This is a genomic window from Streptococcus sp. 17.1, from assembly GCF_016648655.1.
GTDB lineage: Bacteria > Bacillota > Bacilli > Lactobacillales > Streptococcaceae > Streptococcus > Streptococcus salivarius_E.
In genome coordinates, this window is record NZ_JACLQM010000001.1 from 79,882 (window position 1) to 97,333 (window position 17,452).

General features: G+C 38.3%; 16 protein-coding genes, 2 pseudogenes and 1 other annotated feature. Of the genes and pseudogenes, 2 read left to right on the top strand and 16 right to left on the bottom strand.

Features of this window, described 5'->3' with window-relative positions:
- Positions 1–234: 234 nt before the first annotated feature.
- From deoD to H7T99_RS00385, 8 genes are all read right to left on the bottom strand, one after another.
- Positions 235–945, bottom strand: coding sequence for a purine-nucleoside phosphorylase (gene deoD / locus H7T99_RS00350; protein ID WP_002884979.1), 711 nt, complete (start codon positions 943–945; stop codon positions 235–237).
- 306 nt (positions 946–1,251) lie between these two features.
- Positions 1,252–1,965, bottom strand: coding sequence for a type 1 glutamine amidotransferase (locus H7T99_RS00355; RefSeq protein ID WP_037600658.1), 714 nt, complete (start codon positions 1,963–1,965; stop codon positions 1,252–1,254).
- Complete coding sequence (locus H7T99_RS00360) at positions 1,962–3,209, bottom strand: chloride channel protein (protein WP_037600559.1); 1,248 nt, start codon at positions 3,207–3,209, stop codon at positions 1,962–1,964. The genes H7T99_RS00355 and H7T99_RS00360 overlap by 4 nt, the downstream gene beginning before the upstream one ends.
- A 3-nt stretch (positions 3,210–3,212) precedes the next feature.
- On the bottom strand, positions 3,213–4,022 hold the full coding sequence (locus tag H7T99_RS00365; RefSeq protein ID WP_037600556.1) for a purine-nucleoside phosphorylase: 810 nt from the start codon (positions 4,020–4,022) through the stop codon (positions 3,213–3,215).
- Positions 4,023–4,040: 18 nt separating this feature from the next.
- Complete coding sequence (locus tag H7T99_RS00370) at positions 4,041–4,586, bottom strand: DUF1697 domain-containing protein (protein ID WP_037600553.1); 546 nt, start codon at positions 4,584–4,586, stop codon at positions 4,041–4,043.
- Position 4,587: 1 nt separating this feature from the next.
- Positions 4,588–5,799: a phosphopentomutase gene (locus tag H7T99_RS00375; RefSeq protein WP_002884873.1), complete on the bottom strand. Its 1,212-nt coding sequence runs from the start codon at positions 5,797–5,799 to the stop codon at positions 4,588–4,590.
- A gap of 121 nt (positions 5,800–5,920) precedes the next feature.
- Positions 5,921–6,601 carry a ribose-5-phosphate isomerase RpiA gene (gene rpiA, locus H7T99_RS00380; RefSeq protein ID WP_037600550.1) on the bottom strand — a complete coding sequence of 227 codons (681 nt, stop codon included), beginning with the start codon at positions 6,599–6,601 and terminating at the stop codon, positions 5,921–5,923.
- 159 nt (positions 6,602–6,760) lie between these two features.
- Entirely contained in the window at positions 6,761–9,775 is a 3,015-nt protein-coding gene (locus H7T99_RS00385) for a GbpC/Spa domain-containing protein (protein ID WP_201035875.1), read from the bottom strand.
- 445 nt (positions 9,776–10,220) lie between these two features.
- Between H7T99_RS00385 and H7T99_RS00390 the strand changes: the two are divergent.
- Positions 10,221–11,387, top strand: a pseudogene (locus tag H7T99_RS00390) (IS256 family transposase).
- Positions 11,388–11,649: 262 nt separating this feature from the next.
- Here the strand turns inward: H7T99_RS00390 and H7T99_RS00395 are convergent.
- Positions 11,650–12,234: a uracil-DNA glycosylase family protein gene (locus H7T99_RS00395; protein ID WP_037600544.1), complete on the bottom strand. Its 585-nt coding sequence runs from the start codon at positions 12,232–12,234 to the stop codon at positions 11,650–11,652.
- A 41-nt stretch (positions 12,235–12,275) separates the two neighbouring features.
- The gene (pepV, locus tag H7T99_RS00400; RefSeq protein WP_037600541.1) at positions 12,276–13,682 is read right to left on the bottom strand and encodes a dipeptidase PepV; all 1,407 of its coding nucleotides are present in this window, start codon (positions 13,680–13,682) and stop codon (positions 12,276–12,278) included.
- Positions 13,683–14,042: 360 nt separating this feature from the next.
- Here pepV and H7T99_RS00405 point away from each other — a divergent pair, with 360 nt between their 5' ends.
- Positions 14,043–14,228: a 4-oxalocrotonate tautomerase gene (locus H7T99_RS00405; protein WP_002885057.1), complete on the top strand. Its 186-nt coding sequence runs from the start codon at positions 14,043–14,045 to the stop codon at positions 14,226–14,228.
- Between the two features lie 68 nt (positions 14,229–14,296).
- Here H7T99_RS00405 and H7T99_RS10535 read toward each other — a convergent pair whose 3' ends face one another.
- The 6 genes and pseudogenes from H7T99_RS10535 to cmk all read right to left on the bottom strand — a co-directional run bounded on the left by H7T99_RS10535 (position 14,297) and on the right by cmk (position 17,446).
- A complete protein-coding gene (locus H7T99_RS10535) occupies positions 14,297–14,818 on the bottom strand; it encodes a hypothetical protein (RefSeq protein WP_037600538.1) in 522 nt (173 codons plus the stop codon).
- An 85-nt stretch (positions 14,819–14,903) separates the two neighbouring features.
- A pseudogene (locus H7T99_RS00415) lies at positions 14,904–15,377 on the bottom strand (GNAT family N-acetyltransferase).
- Positions 15,378–15,420: 43 nt separating this feature from the next.
- Positions 15,421–15,780: a 50S ribosomal protein L20 gene (gene rplT, locus H7T99_RS00420; protein WP_002885090.1), complete on the bottom strand. Its 360-nt coding sequence runs from the start codon at positions 15,778–15,780 to the stop codon at positions 15,421–15,423.
- Positions 15,781–15,836: 56 nt separating this feature from the next.
- Positions 15,837–16,037 (bottom strand): 50S ribosomal protein L35, encoded by a 201-nt coding sequence (rpmI, locus tag H7T99_RS00425; RefSeq protein WP_002885093.1) that lies wholly within the window; start codon positions 16,035–16,037, stop codon positions 15,837–15,839.
- Positions 16,038–16,075: 38 nt separating this feature from the next.
- Positions 16,076–16,606, bottom strand: coding sequence for a translation initiation factor IF-3 (gene infC / locus H7T99_RS00430; protein ID WP_002885108.1), 531 nt, complete (start codon positions 16,604–16,606; stop codon positions 16,076–16,078).
- Positions 16,607–16,619: 13 nt separating this feature from the next.
- Positions 16,620–16,742 (bottom strand) — a sequence feature (ribosomal protein L20 leader region).
- A 23-nt stretch (positions 16,743–16,765) separates the two neighbouring features.
- Positions 16,766–17,446: a (d)CMP kinase gene (gene cmk, locus H7T99_RS00435; RefSeq protein ID WP_002890865.1), complete on the bottom strand. Its 681-nt coding sequence runs from the start codon at positions 17,444–17,446 to the stop codon at positions 16,766–16,768.
- Between the last annotated feature and the right edge of the window lie 6 nt (positions 17,447–17,452).

Sequence of the window (17,452 nt, forward strand, 5' to 3'; positions counted from 1 at the left end):
TTATTATGATATCAAGCATTTAATTTCTATCATTTTTCATAATATTGTAAACTATTTTTCACATTTTTGGTGCTTAATTTTTAAATTGTCGGATATTTAACTATTTATTACAAGTCTTTTTCTTCCGAATATTTTTATTTTTTTCTAGTAGTTTGAAAATTTTTAACCTATTGATTCTTCGAGTAGATCTTAGTTACAACACAAAAGGACGACCTAATGGCGTCCTTTTACAGATTAGTCTGCAATTAGTGTTTCAAGACCAACTTTCATCATGTCAGTGAAAGTGTTTTGACGTTCCTCAGCTGTAGTGTCTTCATCTGGATTGACCAAACTATCAGAAATAGTCATGATGGCAAGAGCATCTACTTGGTGTTGAGCTGCAAGGTAATAAAGTGCTGCTGCTTCCATTTCAACAGCCTTCACTCCCCATTTACCAAGCTCAATGTTTTTTTCGAAATAATTTGAATAGAAAACATCAGATGACAAGACATTACCAACATGTGTTGTCATACCGAGATCTTTGGCAATGTGGTAAGCCTTATCCAAGAGATCGAAACTTGCAATTTGTGGAAAATCGTATTGAGGCCAATCATTACGGATAATGTTAGAGTTTGTCGCTGCTGCTTGTGCTAGAACTAACTCACGAACGTGAACATCCTCGTTCAATGAACCAGCAGTTCCCACACGAATCAATTTTTTAACACCATAGTCAACGATAAGTTCACGCGCATAAATAGAGATAGATGGCATCCCCATTCCTGTTCCCATTACTGAGACACGTTCACCTTTATATGTTCCTGTGTAACCAAACATGTTACGAACCTCATTGAAACATACAGCATCTTCAAGGAAATTCTCAGCAATGAATTTCGCACGCAATGGATCCCCTGGAAGAAGAATTTTATCAGCAATCTCTCCTTGCTTAGCAGCAATATGAATAGACATAATATAAGATACCAAGGGCGTTAAAGAGGCAAAGTAAAAATAGGAAATCCGACAAAGATGCTTCGCATCTAGGAGGATTTATCTTTTTTACACAGCCTCTAGCCCGGGTTCAGTTTCAAACCCGAACTACCCTTCCTTTCTATTTTTTGATGGTAAAGGAGCAGACAGAAAACAAATGAAGATTATCTATTTTCCGAGCTTTCCGCTCGTGTTCAAATCAGAACACACGCTCTACCTTTCTTAATTTTTATTTTTAAATATTTTTCTACTATTATATAGTGGATAAATAACTACTTTAAAAGTGGATTAAGCTTGAGTCAATGAATCAAGAAAATCGTATAACTTTTTGTTCATTTCAGAATAATCGTTGGCACGTAATTGTTCAGGTGTTTGAACAAAAGGTAACTCTTTATTTTGCTTACGTAAATGGTCTTCACCGTCAGCAGCTATAAGTAAATCAATGGCTTCAGGATCAAACTCCAAGTGTGCCTGAAAGGCATAGTGTTTAGGACTGAAGCGAACAATTTGGCGTGGACAACCTTGACTAGTAGCAAGAACAACTGCATTATCAGGCAATCCAGGCATATCACCATGCCAGTGGCCAGTATTTAGGGTTTTGCCAAAACCTTTGACATGCTCATCCGCTAAACCTGCCTCAGTTAATGTTACAGGAAAAACACCAATCTCACGTTCTGGACTATGCTCGTACTTACCACCATAGGCAACAGATAAAAGTTGAGCACCTAGGCAAACCCCAACAATATAGATATCAGCAGCAATTGCTTTTTGCATGAATGCAATCTCAGCCTCTGGATCATAATAAGGAAAGGCCTGACGATCCTCATCAGGTGACTGAGGACCACCCATCACAATTAGAAAATCAATACCTACAACGGTTTCAGGAAGAATCTCTTCCTCATATACCTTGGTTGATGTGATATTATGCCCACGGTCTTGTGCCCATTTTAAATAGGCTCCTGGGACTTCAAACGTTTCGTGTAAGATAAAATGAATATTCATTGTTTTTTCTTCCATCTATTTTTTAATATCCTCGATAGTAGACTCGCTAAGATTAGTGGTACTGCTACCAGCCCTCCTTGACCAGTAAAACCTAGAACTAAGGCTATCCCAGTTAGAGGAGCATCTAAAGTTATTCCTAAAAATACGGTTGCACCGAGTAACATTCCTAGAGTAGGATTGAGGGAAAATCCCAAAGTCTCAAGACAGCTTGTCAATAAGAAACCCGTTCCGGCACCTAAAGTAAAGGAAGGGGTCAGAGTTCCTCCGTAAGAGCCCGCCCATAAAAGCAAACATACCACAAGTCCTTTGACGACAAGGATAAGAGATAGGTATGCTGAAACCCCACCTAAAAATAACCATTGTGCTAGAACCTGACCATTTCCCATGATTAAAGGATAGAAAGCTGCAATCCCACCTAGTACTATATAAGATAGCGGCATGGTCCACAGAATGCGTTTATCAGTAATACGACTTTTGCTAGCCTTTTTGGCTAAGAAGCTAAACATCATCGCCAGCGGAGTTATCACTAATACAAGAACAATAACCTGAATCAGACTAGCAGGGTCTGAGCTAACTTTACCGACTTGATACATTGCCTCCTTACCAACGATTGGTCGAGCACAATAAGCTGACAAGTAGGTTGTCACAAGAATGATAATAATATTTTTTGATTTCCAAGCAACACCTAAGGTTTCCAGAACAAACAGTGTACTGGCAAAGGGGACTTGGTAAACCGCAGCTAAGCCAGCGCCAGCCCCGCAAGCAATTAGCAATTGTCTATCAACAATATCCAAGTGCAGGGCTTTGGAGAGATTACCACCAAATAGAGCGCCTAATTCTCGAGGCGCTCCTTCTTTACCAATTGAGGAACCAGCTCCAACGATTGCAACCTGCATCAAAGCGTGTAGACTCTGGCCAAGAAAATTTGGACTCTTCTTACCAATGAGTTGCTTAGCCTTACTAATAGAAAGGAGGGACACTCGTCTCTGAAGGAAATACCAAAATAAACTAGCCAAAACACCTACTACAAGCAATACTGCAAATCGTCGAAAGGGACTTACAGAGTTAAACTGTGACAATAAATTCGATTTATCATTACCAAATACAAGAATTTGTATAAACTCCAAAAGGTAATGACAAAGAATGCCTACCAAACCTGAAGCAATACCGGTTCCAAAAACAGCTAAACTTAACCTAGTCGACTTGGGTAATGACGTTATAGGTTTTATTCCCCGAGCTATCATATTTTAGAGTTCAGCAAGAATCGCTTTTAGCAATCCTTTGAAGTCCCCTTTAACACGCTCTGTCACTTCCACCACTTCTTCGTGGTTCAATTCTTCTTGGAAACCAGCCGCAAAGTTGGTAATACATGAAATACCAAGAACTTTCAAACCAGAGTGAGCTGCGATAATAACCTCAGGAACTGTTGACATCCCAACAGCATCTGCACCAAGTGTCTTATAAGCACGGATTTCAGCTGGAGTTTCATAACTTGGACCAGTCACACCGATATAAACACCATCATCCAATTTGATACCAAGTTTATCAGCCACTTTATGAGCGGTTTCACGGTATTCAGGTGTGTAAGCTTTAGACATATCAGGGAAACGTGGACCAAAATCATCCAAGTTTTCACCGATTAATGGGTTTTGACCAGTCATGTTAATGTGGTCAGTGATGGCCATCAAAGTACCTGGGCCAAAGCCGATTCCACCTGCTGCGTTGGTTACAACAACACCTTCACATCCAAGTGCTTTCATAACACGTACAGGGAAAGTAACTACTTCAAGCGGATTTCCTTCATAAAAATGGAAACGTCCTTGAAGAGCCAAAACCTTACGTCCAGACAAAGTTCCGTAAACAAGTTTTCCAGCATGTCCGACAACCGTTGATTGTCCCCAGTTTGGAATATCCGCATAGTCAATGACAACTGCGTCTTCAACTTCTTCAGCCAACTCACCAAGTCCAGAACCCAAGATTAAACCAAACTCAGGTTTTTCAATTCCTTTGCTTTCCAAAAATGCTTGAGTAACTCTAATTTTTTCAAGTAGCGACATGTTATTTCTCCCTTAATTTTATTTCATGCTTAAAAATTGACCAATTTTTGAAAAAGTTCTCGCATTTCGAATGGTTATATCAGGATAAAAAGGTGTTTTCAATAACTTCTTATGATAAGCGGTTTGACTATAAGTTGATTTATCATATTTTACCCAGTAGACCCCAAGCTGACCAAAATGAAGTATTTCATCTTTCAACTCTAAAGTGTTAATAACCTTCTTCATTTCGTTCTTATCAAGTCTTTCAGTGAATAAGAGGACGTCTTTTCTATAGAAATCATCTTCCCACCACTTGGGTAATGAGACCACTTCATTTTGGTAATCTTCCAGAGTAAAAAGAGAAAATACCTTAATAAATGGATAAGCCTTATTTAGAAATTCCTCTAAAACTAAGAGGAGTTCCTCTTTCATCAAGGTAGAATCAAAGAAAAGATTTCCACTATTTATATAGGACGAAACATGTGACATACCGAGTTCTTCTAACTCACGACAAAATTCTTCCATGACGACCTTGTGACGACCACCAACGTTTATCCCACGAACCAAAAATGCATAGCGCTTCATTTTAGACAAGTTTATCCAAGAAGCTTTCACCAATCATGGCTTTATCTACACCAAAGTTTTCAGCGACAGTTGCTGAGATGTCAGAGAAATGACCTACTGGAATAAGTCCATTTCCTTTGAATGATGGGCTATAAGCCAAGAAAGGAATATATTCACGAGTATGGTCTGTACCTGCATAAGTTGGATCATTTCCGTGGTCTGCAGTAATCATCAAGAGATCATCTTCACGCATAGCAGCAATGATTTCAGGCAAACGTTGGTCAAATTCGTGCAAGCAATCACGGTATCCATGTGGATCACGACGGTGTCCATAAAGGGCATCGAAGTCTACCAAGTTTGTGAATGAGAAACCATGTTTGAAGTCTTCAGAAGTCATAGCTTTAATCAAATTATCAATACCGTGACTATTTGATTTGTTGTGTCCCATATCATGGTTGATACCAGCTCCGTTGAAAATATCATTGATTTTACCAACGGCATAAGTATCGATACCAGCTTCATTCAATTTATCCAAAACAGTTGGTGCAAATGGTGAAACAGCCAAATCACGACGGTTAGACGTACGAGTGAAGTTTCCAGGTTCACCAACGTAAGGACGAGCAATGATACGCCCTAGAAGAGCTGGGCGCTCAAGGGTAATTGAACGCGCATATTCACAAATACGATACAATTCATCCAAAGGAATAACGTCTTCGTGTGCGGCAATTTGAAGAACTGGGTCAGCTGAAGTATAAATAATCAATTCACCAGTTTCCATTTGACGAGGTCCAAAGTCTTCAATAACAGCTGTACCTGAGTATGGTTTATTAGCTTCACGAATGACTTTACGGCCTGAAAATTCCTCAATTTTAGTGAGAATTTCTTCTGGGAATCCGTTCCAGAAAGTATCAAAAGGTTCAGTAATATTGAGACCCATGATTTCCCAGTGACCAGTCATCGTATCTTTACCAAGAGACACTTCCTGCAATTTTGTTGCATAACCAGTTGGGTTACTTTCTGCTGGTACTGTTTTCAAAGGTGTTTCACGAGGAATATTTCCTAGACCAAGCTTAGCCATATTTGGCACATTCAATCCTACTGATTTAGAGATATGACCAAGGGTATCTGAAGCACCATCTGGCACACCTGCATTGACAAAGTCATTGGCATCTGGAGCAGCACCAATTCCTACTGAATCAAGAACGACTAAATGCATTCGGTTAAATTTGGACATAATAACACCACAAAGAGATAAAATCTTTTCGAAATTACCTCTTGCCTTTCTATATTATTTAATAGTTTGACAAAAATTAATTAGTCTTCCTCATTAAAAGTGAGGGGAAATCAAAATTGGACTAGGCCTTGACTTCAACGACCTTAACACCGTCTTTTCCTGCAACGATGACTTTGTTAACCATACCATTGAACAATCCATGATCGACAACACCTGTCATAGCTTTTAGTTCTTCACCAAGAGTTACTGGATTTTCAATCTTACCTAAATCAAGATCGATGATATAGTTCTTCATATCTGTAACAAAGCGATTACCTTCCTCCGTAAGTCGGAATGATGGCTTATAGCCCTTCGACTCAAAGACACGATAGAGACGATCAGCACCATATTGAACCACTTCAACTGGTAATTTGAAAGCACCTAATTGATTAACCATTTTTGACTCATCCACCACCCAGATATATTCTTTCGTAGGTGTAGCGACGATTTTTTCCATCAGAAGGGCACCACCGCCACCTTTAATCCCATTGAGTTGAGGGTCTACTTCGTCGGCGCCATCAACAGTAACATCAATACTGTCAATATCATCCACTGCCTTCAAAGGAATACCTAAACCTTCAGCTTGTTTAGTGGTTTGACTGGATGTCGTTACTCCAACAACACTAAGGCCTTCTTCCTTAATACGACGGCCAATTTCCTCCACGAAGAAATAAGCTGTTGACCCTGTACCGAGTCCAACAACCATTCCATCTTCAACGTATTTGGCAGCGGTTACGCCAGCGATTTTCTTAAGTTCTTCCATGCTCGTCTCCTTGCATCTTTCTATAATAGTCGTTCAAAATAATTATAACATGTTTCAACAGTAAATAGAAATGATACGAGGGAGTAAAACCTAGCAAAAATAAAAACTAGATTCTAAATAGAATCTAGTTTTGATGGGGAACTAATTTAATAGCACCACTTAATCTTCTTTACGACGTTTGAAGAATCCTACAAAGGCTGCAAAAATCATTGAAAGAAGTCCAATAAATCCAGCATTGCTAGTGTGCTCACCAGTTTGTGGCAACTCAGCTTGAGGCACTACAGGAACTTCAGTATCTGGAGTTGGTGTAGTTGGCGGTGTCACTGGAGTTGGAGGAGTAACAGGAGTCGGTGGTGTTGGTGGTACCACGTGAGACTCTCTCTCAACGACATAGTTCTTGTGCCATACAACACTTGGTTTTTCAGGAGTTTTAGGTTCTACTGGTTTAGCAGGAACTTCAACTACTTTCGGTGTTGGTGGCGTTGGTGCCGTTGGACCTGTTGGTGGTGTTGGTTCTTGTGGTTTACCAGGTACTTCAACTACCTTTGGAGTTGGTGGCGTTGGTGCCACTGGCTCTTTTGGTGGTGTTGGTGGTGTTGGTTCTTGTGGATTGATACCAACTGTTTTAATAACTGGTTTAACCGGTGCTGTTGGTGGTGTTGGTGCCTTAGGTTCTTCAGGTTTTTCACCTGGATTCTTAGGCAAACCAAGATTAGAGTTGATTGCGAACCAATATACTGTTGGTGCACCATCAGCATTTGCACCTTCAGCAGTAAATACCAAGTGACCATTTGTCATCTTGATACCTGCACCTCCATAATAGAGGTAAGGTGAATCAGCGTTATCCCAACCTGTCAATTCAGACGTTGTCTCACCATTAAAGACTGCACCATGGTCAATGTATTGGTTATCATTGACTGATGTTACTTCTTTAGTAGCAGCATCATAAGTAACTGATGATTTTGGAATAGCGATGAATTGGTTATCACCAATATTTACATATTCTTGGTGACGTGTTGATTGGTATTTTTTCTTAGGTGTGAATGTAATCAAACCAGTTTCAGCAGAAACGCTGTACGAACCAATAACATCATCTTTATCACCAAATGTATAATCTTGGTTACCAAGAGCGTGTCCATTACCACTACCTGAAGCATTAAGAGTTGTTACATCAGATGGAATTTCACGTGAGACAACCCATTCTGAACCATTCCAGTCAGTGATAGGAACAACTACCTTAAGCGGGTTCTCATCAGAAATGTTAACAGTAGCGCCACCGAAATCAGCGTATCCAGATTTAGTAACAACTTCACCGTTTTGGATTGCCAAAGTAGAGCCATCTGCGTAAGGATTATATGTACCGCGGACAGTATTACCATTAACGTCTTTCGCTTCTACTGTAAGTGGACGTGGGCGTTCAGATGTTTCAACATAAGCTGCACCATTCCAGTGGTTTAGTGAGTTAAGTGCTACGATAGCATTACGCTCACTAAGGTTGAACATTTTACCATCTTTATCGTAAAACTCAACATCTACTGCTACTTTAACTGGTTTATCTTGATCAGTTGATGCACCAACTGTCATAGTTACTGTTGGATCCTTACTGATTTTCGCGATACCTTTTCCGTCATTTGATGGAAGGCTAACAATTTCGTAGCGGTAAACAACACGTTTGATTGCTGATGCTTCATTCTCAACAATCATGCTTGATTGGTTCAAACCATCATAAGTAACAACAAATTTGTCACCTTCTTTAACTTGAACCCACTCGTCTTCAGTATTTGTCCAAGGGCTATTTGAAACAATGTCAGATGCTTGTAACTTGTTAGAGTCATATTGGAAAACATTACTTGTGTTAAGACGCTCTTGTGCTTCTTTTGTCAAGTAGTTACTTACACCTTCAACTTTGTGTGTTGCATCGTTTTCACGTTGGAAGGTCAATTCTTGAACAACTTCAGCATCTTTAAGGTTACGATATACAGGATCATTCATGTATTTATCGTAAGCTGTTTTAGCTTCTTGGTATTGTTTAAGCGCTGTTTGGTAGACAGCTAATTTGTTTTGATACTCAAGGTATTCTTGGTCATATTTAGCTTTTTGCTCATTGTAGACAACCAAGGCTGCTTCGTATTTAGCTTTAGCATCTGCATTGTATTTTTCAATAGCTTGTTTTGTTTCAAGATCTGCTTCATAAGCTGTTTTCTTAGCGTTATAAAGTTCAAGATTCTTGTCATATGCTGCTTTTTCTACATCATATTTAGCTTTTGCTTCATTATATGCTGCCAGCTCAGTTTGATATTTAGCTTCAGCTTCAGCGTTACGTTTTTCAATAACAACTTTTTCAGCTACTTTATTATCATAATTAGCTTTTTCAGCATTGTATTTGGCCTTATCACTATTGTACTGTGCAAGAGCTGCTTCATAATCAGCTTTTGCTTGGTTATAAGTTGCCAATTCTGCTTGGTATTTAGCTGCAGAAAGCGCATTTTCTTTATCAGCGGCTTCTTTTTCTGCTACCTTAGCATCATAAGTAACTTTCTTAGTTTTGTACTCTGAAAGAGCTGAGTCATAAGCTTGCTTAGCAATTTGGTATTGCTCTGAAGCTTTATCATAAGCTGTTTTTTCAGTATCATATTTAGCCTGAGCTTCAGCATTTGTTTTATCAGCAAGTGCTTTCTCAGCTAATTTGGCATCATAGTTTGCTTTTGCTTTATCATAGTCAGCTTTATCTGACTTGTATTGTTCTTTAGCCGCTTTATAATCAGAAACGACTGTATTGATTTTCACTGCTTGTGCTTTATTATCTGCAGCAGCTGCTTCAACAGTTTCTTTGGTTTGAGCAGGTTCTTCCTTAACCTCAACCCCTTCGTTAGTTGCAGCTGTTTTTGCAGCTTCTAAGCTTGTATTTGTTACTTCACTCGTTGTAACAGTTGTGTTGCCTTCTTCAGTAACGTTAACAACTTTCTTTTCAGTTGAATCTGCTACGGCAGAAGTGTTTTCTTCAACAGCATCTGTTGCTTCAACTGCTGGTGTTGCTGAATCTGTAGTTGTTGCTACTTCATCAGCCCTTGCATTTGAAGCGCCTACTGCAAGAACTGCAGTCCCCAAAAGAACAGAAGCCGCACCAAGGCTAGACTTTCTGAGTGAATAACGTTGTAATTCCTTTTTCCCCATTTAAATTACGTCCTTCTATATTTAGTTATGTTCATATTCTAACAAAAGAAAGAACCATGTCAATTTGAGATATCTCATAAAAACAACCATTCCTTTAAATTCGATTAGATTCTTAAATTCAAATACTTTTTAATATCAAAATATTTGATAGACAAAACCCTATTATTAATAGTGTTTACGATACAAATAGGTGGTTTAATTTTATAATATCTAGTCCAATTCGCTTTAATGTTTTTTTATTGAAAAGATTATGAAAAACAATCAACTATAAGCTTTCATTTTAATTTTCATTGTGATATTTGGCTTTTGGATAGCTATCTTCCTAGATTCTCTTCTTTATCTTCCTATATTAGTTTGGTAGTGTAAAATAAGTTGTGTAAACACAAAAAGGAATAAATCCGTTATAGTAGAGTTGCAACACATTACTAGAAAGAGATTTATTCCTATGAATCAGTTTACCACAGAACTACTTAACTTCCTAGCCCAAAAGCAAGATATTGATGAATTTTGCCGTACTTCTCTTGAAATAGCTATGAATGATCTGCTTCAAGCAGAATTGTCAGCATTTTTAGGGTCTGAGCCTTACGAAAAAGTAGGCTATAATTCTGGTAATAGTCGTAACGGAACCTATGCACGGAAATTTGAAACCAAATATGAGACTGTTCAGTTAACTATTCCAAGAGATCGTAATGGGAACTTTAGTCCAGCTTTGCTTCCCGCTTATGGACGTCGAGATGACCACTTGGATGAGATGGTTATCAAACTCTATCAAACCGGTGTAACGACTCGAGAAATTAGTGATATCATTCGATCGAATGTATGGTCATCACTATAGTCCTACCACAATTTCTAATATCTCAAAAGCAACTCAGGAGAATGTCGCTGCTTTTCATGAGCGAAGCTTAGAAGCCAATTACTCTGTTTTATTTCTTGACGGAACCTATCTTCCATTAAGACGTGGAACCGTTAGTAAAGAATGTATTCATATCGCACTTGGCGTTATACCAGAAGGACAGAAGGCTGTTCTTGGATATGAGATTGCCCCAAATGAAAACAATGCTTCTTGGTCCCCCCTGTTAGACAAGCTTCAAAACCAAGGAATCCAACAGGTTTCTCTTGTAGTTACCGATGGCTTCAAGGGGCTTGAGCAGATTATCAGTCAGGCTTACCCATTAGCTAAAAAACAACGTTGCTTAATTCATATTAGTTGAAGTCTAGCTAGTAAAGTGAAACGATCTGATCGAGCGGTTATTCTGGAGCAATTTAAAACGATTTATCGTGCTGAAAATTTAGAAATAGCAGTGCAAGCTTTAGAGGACTTTATCGCCGAATGGAAACCAAAGTATAGGAAAGTCTAGAGAATATGGATAATCTTTTAACTTTTTATCAGTTTCCCTACCAGATTTGGAACAGCATTAATTCGACAAACCTCATTGAGTCTCTTAACAAAGAAATCAAACGTCAAACGAAAAAGCAGGTTCTTTTCCCTAACGAGGAGACTCTGAAACGTTACTTAGTTACTTTGTTTAAAGATTATAATTTCAAGCAAAGTCAACGAATCCATAGAGGGTTTGGCCAATGTTCTGACACACTTGAAAGCTTATTTGATTAACATTCTTCAACTCTACTTGAGTGTTTACACATAATTATTGACAGTATCTTTTATATGTTGCTTCTTCTGAAAATTAGAAATAAGTGGCTATAGATAAGTATAATATTAGATTTTTTATTAATTGTTTTTCCCGAATAATTTATTAAACCATCAAAAAAAGCCCCAAAGGGCTAAAATCTTTACAATATTTGGGTATGTTCTGATAGTTGCTTCATTGATTTGAAACAATACCTAATGACAATCCAAGTGCAGATATCAGACATCATCGACTTAAGATTTTTTTGACCAAAGCCTTCAAATCTGGAACTACTTCTTCCATAAACCATGGATTTTTTGCTTGCCAAATATTATTTCGAGGAGAAGGATGAACGAGAGGGAAAAACTCTGGAAGATAATCTTTGTAATGCTTAACTGTATCTGTTAATTTTGCTGACGATTTTTGATGTAAATAGTAATGCTGTGCATAATTACCTACTAAAATCGTCAATTGGATATCAGGAGCTAAAGCAAGAACTTTCTCATGCCACTTATCTGCAAATCCTTTGCGAGGAGGTAAATCACCTGATTTACCATGACCTGGGAAATAAAAATCCATTGGTACAATAGCAAACATACCAGATTCATAGAATTCTTCGCGTGAAACCCCCATCCAATCCCTGAGATTATCACCACTAGGATCATTCCAGTAAAGGCCGGACTCTTGGGCACGAATACCAGGAGCTTGTCCCACGATATTAATCCGAGCCGTTTTTGGAATGGAAAACAAGGGTTTTATACCTTGTTCCGTATAAGCTTTATTTTGTTCATCGGACATGATTGCTTGTGTTAATTCATCGAGTGTTTCCATATTTTCCTCCTTAAAAAAGAGACAAAACTGTCTCTCTTTTTTTATTTGATTAACTCATAGATAGCTTCTGCATAAATGGCAGCTGCACGGTACAAGTCTTCAACCTCAGTAAACTCATTCGCTTGGTGCATAGTGTTGACATAACCAGGGAACATAGCTCCATAGGCAACACCACGTTTTAGGAGACGTCCAAATGTCCCACCACCAATAATTTGTTCATGACCTTTAAGTCCTGTTTGTTTCTCATAGACTGAAAGAAGGGTCTCTACCATAGGATCATTAACTGGTACATAATGTGGCACATGACCATGTTCTGAGAGACTAACTGCCTTAGGACCTTCAAGTTTTTCAAGACCAGCCTTAATAGCGTCCGTATCAACCCCTTGAGGGTAGCGGAAATTCAAAGCAATTGTATTATCTTCAGATTCCTTAGCGAAGTTAAATACACCAGCATTCATGGTCAATTCACCCATCTTAGGATCTGTATAGGCAAGACCTGTCTTTTCAGCGAAGAAATCCTTATGAAGTGTTTCAGCAATTAAATCCAAATACGTTTTAGCATTGCCTTGGAAATCAAATTGACTAAGGAAGAGGGCTAAGTAGGTTGCTCCATTAATACCATTTTGAGGCATCATACCATGAGCTGATTTTCCATGAATAATCACATGGAAAACACCCGCTTCTTCGGTCACTTGACCAGTCACTTCTTGTTCCGCAACAAAGTCTTTTAATTTGACCTCGAGTTCTTTCAAAGTGATAGGTCCAGTGAAATCTGCACTTGCAGATTCAGGAACCATATTTTCACGCAAACCACCATTAAAAGACACAAGACTAAATTCTCCATCATTTTGACCTTCAAAATGGAGATAAGCTGTAATATTACCCTTTTCACCATTGATAATTGGAAATTCTGCATCAGGTGAAAAACCAAAATCAGGATCTTTCAACCCATTATGAGCGAAGTAATAATCCATATCTCCCCAACCAGATTCTTCATCAGTACCAACAATGAAACGCACACGCTTAGATACTGGAAGCTCGAGTTCTTTAATAATTTTCAAGGCATAGTAACAAGCCATTGTTGGGCCTTTATCATCTGATGACCCACGAGCATAAAGTTTGCCATCTTTGATTACAGGTTCATAAGGATCTGTATCCCAACCACTCCCAGCTGGAACCACATCCAAGTGTGCAAAAATACCCAATACTTCATCACCTTGACCAAATTCAAAGTCACCAGCATAATTATCAATATTACGAGTTTTATAGCCATCACGTTCAGCTAAAGCAAGAAAATGTTCCAAAGCCTTTACTGGTCCAGGACCAAATGGGTGCTTATCATCAACCTTACTGTCATCACGTTCTGAGTTAATACGCAAAAGACCAAAAAGGTCCTCCATCAAGGCATCTTTGCGCTTATCAACTTCGGCACGAAAATCAATTATCATAATTTACTCCTTACTGTCTCTAGTTAGCACTATTTTACCATTTTTAGTAAGAGTTTTCATCCCTTATAAACAAAGCCAATAAAAAATGCAATCCCTTACCGAATGTCAAAAGACTTTATACCATCTTTAATAGAATGTGAAAAATTCCTAAATCAGGAACACTCGAATCTAAAGTAATAGCATTTATATCAGCTAAGAGGTAAAACTCTTGACTATCTAGCTCTTTATACTTTAGGCCCTCCTATTAAGAATCAGCACATTGTAGCATTTTGATAATATCATTTCAAGAATTTCCATTAACTTTAGAATATTCTCTTCATTAATGCTATAATAGGACTATCAAAACTAAGGAGATGCATTATGCCATTTGTAAAGATTGATCTCTTTGAAGGTCGTACTGAAGAACAAAAAATCGAACTTGCTCGCGAAGTTACTGAGGTTGTATCACGTGTTGCCAAAGCACCTAAAGAAGCTATTCATGTTTTCATTAATGATATGCCAGAGGGAACTTACTACCCACATGGTGAAATGAAGAAGAAAAACTAATCATCATTAAGCAGTCACATCCGTGGCTGCTTTTGATATAAAAAAACTGGAAAGAAACTCCAGTTTTTTTATATTATCGTTGGTAATTCATCATCGTTGTCAAAATTCTCAACGACTTCTTCACCAGGCAATGGTTTTTGTAATTTTCCCAAGATAAAACGTGAGATTGGACCAACCACTAGAAAATTAAGTGGTAAAGCCATGATAACATTTGTCAACCAAGCACGACCATAGGATAATAGCGTCACCGACTGACTGTTGTAAACTAATCCATAGAATGACATAAAGGTTACCATGAATAGCGCCATGGTTCCAGAAATCACTAAAATCTTTGCCCATCGTTTATCATGGGCTTTTACTTTATGCAAAATTGCAAATGCTATTGTTTTGGCTAGTGGCCCCACCAAAAGCATATCAAGTAAGAAAGCAACCACAAATCCAGGAAGATAACCTTGGAAAAAGTGACCCCAAGCAAAGGGAACTACTCCAGTCCAATCAAGGATGAGAAGATTCCAGAGACTCATCCCACAGACCATCATTCCACACATCAAAAACGTAAAAAGCAAAGCTTCTTTAAAATTACGAGGCATTAAAGTTCTCCATTTCTAAAAGTTCTATTTTAGCATATCAAAAATATTTTCTCCTCGTAAGTTAAATTTCTCTCATGAAAACGTATTATTTTAGGATAGTTTCCATTTCTGTATATCTCGGTTTCATACCTAAACGTTCGTAAAAACGTAGAGCACCTGCATTATCATTCCATACGTGAAGTGTCAGATTATAACAACCTAGCTCCTTAGCATAGTCCAAGGCAAATTGGTAAAGCTTTTCTCCTAATTTTTGACCTCGAGCTTCCTTATCAACACATAAATCATCAATAAAAAGAGTCTTAACAGCCTTTTGTGGACCATCATTTTCAGTTTCTTATTTAATCATTAAGAAAAGATGGCCCAAGATACACCCTTCGTCATCCTCGTACACAAACACAGGTTTTTTTGAGTCATTAATTACTGCTTCTAACTCTGCATCTGTAAATTTACTGCCTTTTGACTTAAAAACATCAGGGCGCGCTTGATGATGAACAATAAGAATCTGCTCCAATAACTCCTGTAATCTTGGAATATCTTCAAATTTTGCTAAACGAATCATGATTACCTCCATAAAAAAAGATGGGTAAAACCCACCTTAATTCTTATTTACCAAGTTTTGCTTTAGCTGCATCTGCAAGAGCTGTGAAAGCTGCTGCATCGTTAACTGCCAAATCAGCAAGCATTTTACGGTTAACTTCGATTTCAGCCAATTTCAAACCGTGCATCAATTGTGAGTATGACAAACCATTCAAACGAGCTGCCGCATTGATACGTGTAATCCAAAGTTTACGGAAATCACGTTTCTTTTGACGACGGTCACGGTATGCATAGTAGTAAGAGTTCATTACTTGTTCTTTTGCAGTACGGAACAAGATGTGTTTTGCACCATAGTAACCTTTAGCAAGTTTCAATACACGTTTACGACGTTTGCGTGATACAACGCCACCTTTAACACGAGCCATTTATATATTCCTCCGAATTAATTCTAGTTTAGTTAATTTGTAATGCTTGTAGCGGATTAACGCATTTGTGAAAGCATTGATTTGATACGTTTAAAGTCACCTGAATGTACCATTGACGCTTTACGAAGGTGACGACGTTGTTTTTTAGTTTTACCGTGGAAACGGTGAGATGTGAAGGCACGGAAGCGTTTCAATCCACCTGAACCTGTACGTTTGAAACGTTTAGCTGATGCGCGGTGTGTTTTTTGTTTTGGCATTTTAAAATTCTCCTCTTAAAATAGTGTTAGTTTGACAATTATTTTTTGTCAGGAATTGGTGCAAGTTGCATGAACATTTGACGTCCATCCATCTTCGCTCTTTGCTCAATAATCGCAATATCTTGCGTTTTTTCAGCAAATTCCGCCAAGACCTTAGCTCCGATTTCTTTGTGAGTAATCATACGACCTTTAAATCGGATAGAAACTTTAACCTTGTTTCCTTTTTCAAGGAATTTACGGCCATTACGAAGTTTAGTTTCAAAGTCACCTTTATCAATAACTGGACTCAAACGAACTTCCTTAACGGTAACAACGCTTTGTTTCTTACGTTGTTCTTTTTGTTTCTTTTGATACTCAAATTTGAACTTACCGTAGTCCATAATCTTCGCAACAGGTGGCGTAGCTTGTGGTTGGATGAGAACCAAGTCAACATTTGCATCATCTGCAATAGCTTGTGCTTCTGACAATGGTTTAATTCCCAATTGTTCACCATCAAGACCAACAAGACGAACTTCGCGAACGCGAATTTCATCGTTAATGAATAGATCTTTCTTAGCTATGATCTTCACCTCTTTATTTTTTTAGAGAAAAACAAAGCGGACTTGATATACAAGCCCGCACACATAATATCCCTAGAGGGATTTGACATGTTGGGCCAGACAACCTAAGTCGCAAGGCGAGAAGTTCTCACTTCTGCTTTTCTCATTGTTAATAGTATAACAAGTGAGTCATCCTTTGTCAATAATTTTTTTTGCTTTTTCTTGAATAAATTCCACAACACCATCAATAGACACACCTGTAGTATCAAAAGTGATGGCATCTTCCGCTGGTTTAAGAGGTGACACCTTACGATGACTATCTTTATAGTCACGTTCAGCAATTTCTTTTTTTAGAGTCTCAAGGTCAGCAGGGATACCTTTTTCGATATTTTCCTTATAACGACGTTCCGCACGTTCATCAACTGAAGCAATCAAGAAAATCTTGAGTTCTGCATCAGGCAAAACTACGGTCCCGATATCACGACCATCCATGATAATAGCCCCATCTTGAGCGATACGTTGTTGTTGCGCAACGAGTTCTTGACGCACTTCAGGAATAGCTGCGACCCAAGAAACATTATTTGTAACTTGGTTATCACGAATTGGGTGTGTAATATCGACATCACCTACATAAACTTGCTGACTACCATCTGCTGCTTTTCCGAATGAAATCGGATATTGAGATAGTTGCTCCAAAATTTCTGGTACATTTTCCTCAGTTAAACCATTCTGCAAGGCCAAATAAGTTGCAGATCGGTACATAGCACCTGTGTCAAGATAAGTATAGCCAAGATTTTTTGCAATAATCTTGGCTACTGTACTTTTTCCACTTGACGCAGGACCATCAATAGCAATTCTAATATCTTTCATGATGTT

Bases quoted from the DNA above. Each gene is read 5' to 3' on its own strand.
- H7T99_RS00385 (WP_201035875.1), bottom strand. From the start codon at position 9,775: ATGGGGAAAAAGGAATTACAACGTTATTCACTCAGAAAGTCTAGCCTT.
- H7T99_RS00370 (WP_037600553.1), bottom strand. From the start codon at position 4,586: ATGAAGCGCTATGCATTTTTGGTTCGTGGGATAAACGTTGGTGGTCGT.
- cmk (WP_002890865.1), bottom strand. From the start codon at position 17,446: ATGAAAGATATTAGAATTGCTATTGATGGTCCTGCGTCAAGTGGAAAA.
- H7T99_RS00355 (WP_037600658.1), bottom strand. From the start codon at position 1,965: ATGAATATTCATTTTATCTTACACGAAACGTTTGAAGTCCCAGGAGCC.
- H7T99_RS10535 (WP_037600538.1), bottom strand. From the start codon at position 14,818: ATGCCTCGTAATTTTAAAGAAGCTTTGCTTTTTACGTTTTTGATGTGT.
- deoD (WP_002884979.1), bottom strand. From the start codon at position 945: ATGTCTATTCATATTGCTGCTAAGCAAGGAGAGATTGCTGATAAAATT.
- rplT (WP_002885090.1), bottom strand. From the start codon at position 15,780: ATGGCTCGTGTTAAAGGTGGCGTTGTATCACGCAAACGTCGTAAACGT.
- H7T99_RS00375 (WP_002884873.1), bottom strand. From the start codon at position 5,799: ATGTCCAAATTTAACCGAATGCATTTAGTCGTTCTTGATTCAGTAGGA.
- pepV (WP_037600541.1), bottom strand. From the start codon at position 13,682: ATGATAATTGATTTTCGTGCCGAAGTTGATAAGCGCAAAGATGCCTTG.
- rpmI (WP_002885093.1), bottom strand. From the start codon at position 16,037: ATGCCAAAACAAAAAACACACCGCGCATCAGCTAAACGTTTCAAACGT.
- rpiA (WP_037600550.1), bottom strand. From the start codon at position 6,601: ATGGAAGAACTTAAGAAAATCGCTGGCGTAACCGCTGCCAAATACGTT.
- H7T99_RS00405 (WP_002885057.1), top strand. From the start codon at position 14,043: ATGCCATTTGTAAAGATTGATCTCTTTGAAGGTCGTACTGAAGAACAA.
- H7T99_RS00395 (WP_037600544.1), bottom strand. From the start codon at position 12,234: ATGGAAACACTCGATGAATTAACACAAGCAATCATGTCCGATGAACAA.
- H7T99_RS00360 (WP_037600559.1), bottom strand. From the start codon at position 3,209: ATGATAGCTCGGGGAATAAAACCTATAACGTCATTACCCAAGTCGACT.
- H7T99_RS00365 (WP_037600556.1), bottom strand. From the start codon at position 4,022: ATGTCGCTACTTGAAAAAATTAGAGTTACTCAAGCATTTTTGGAAAGC.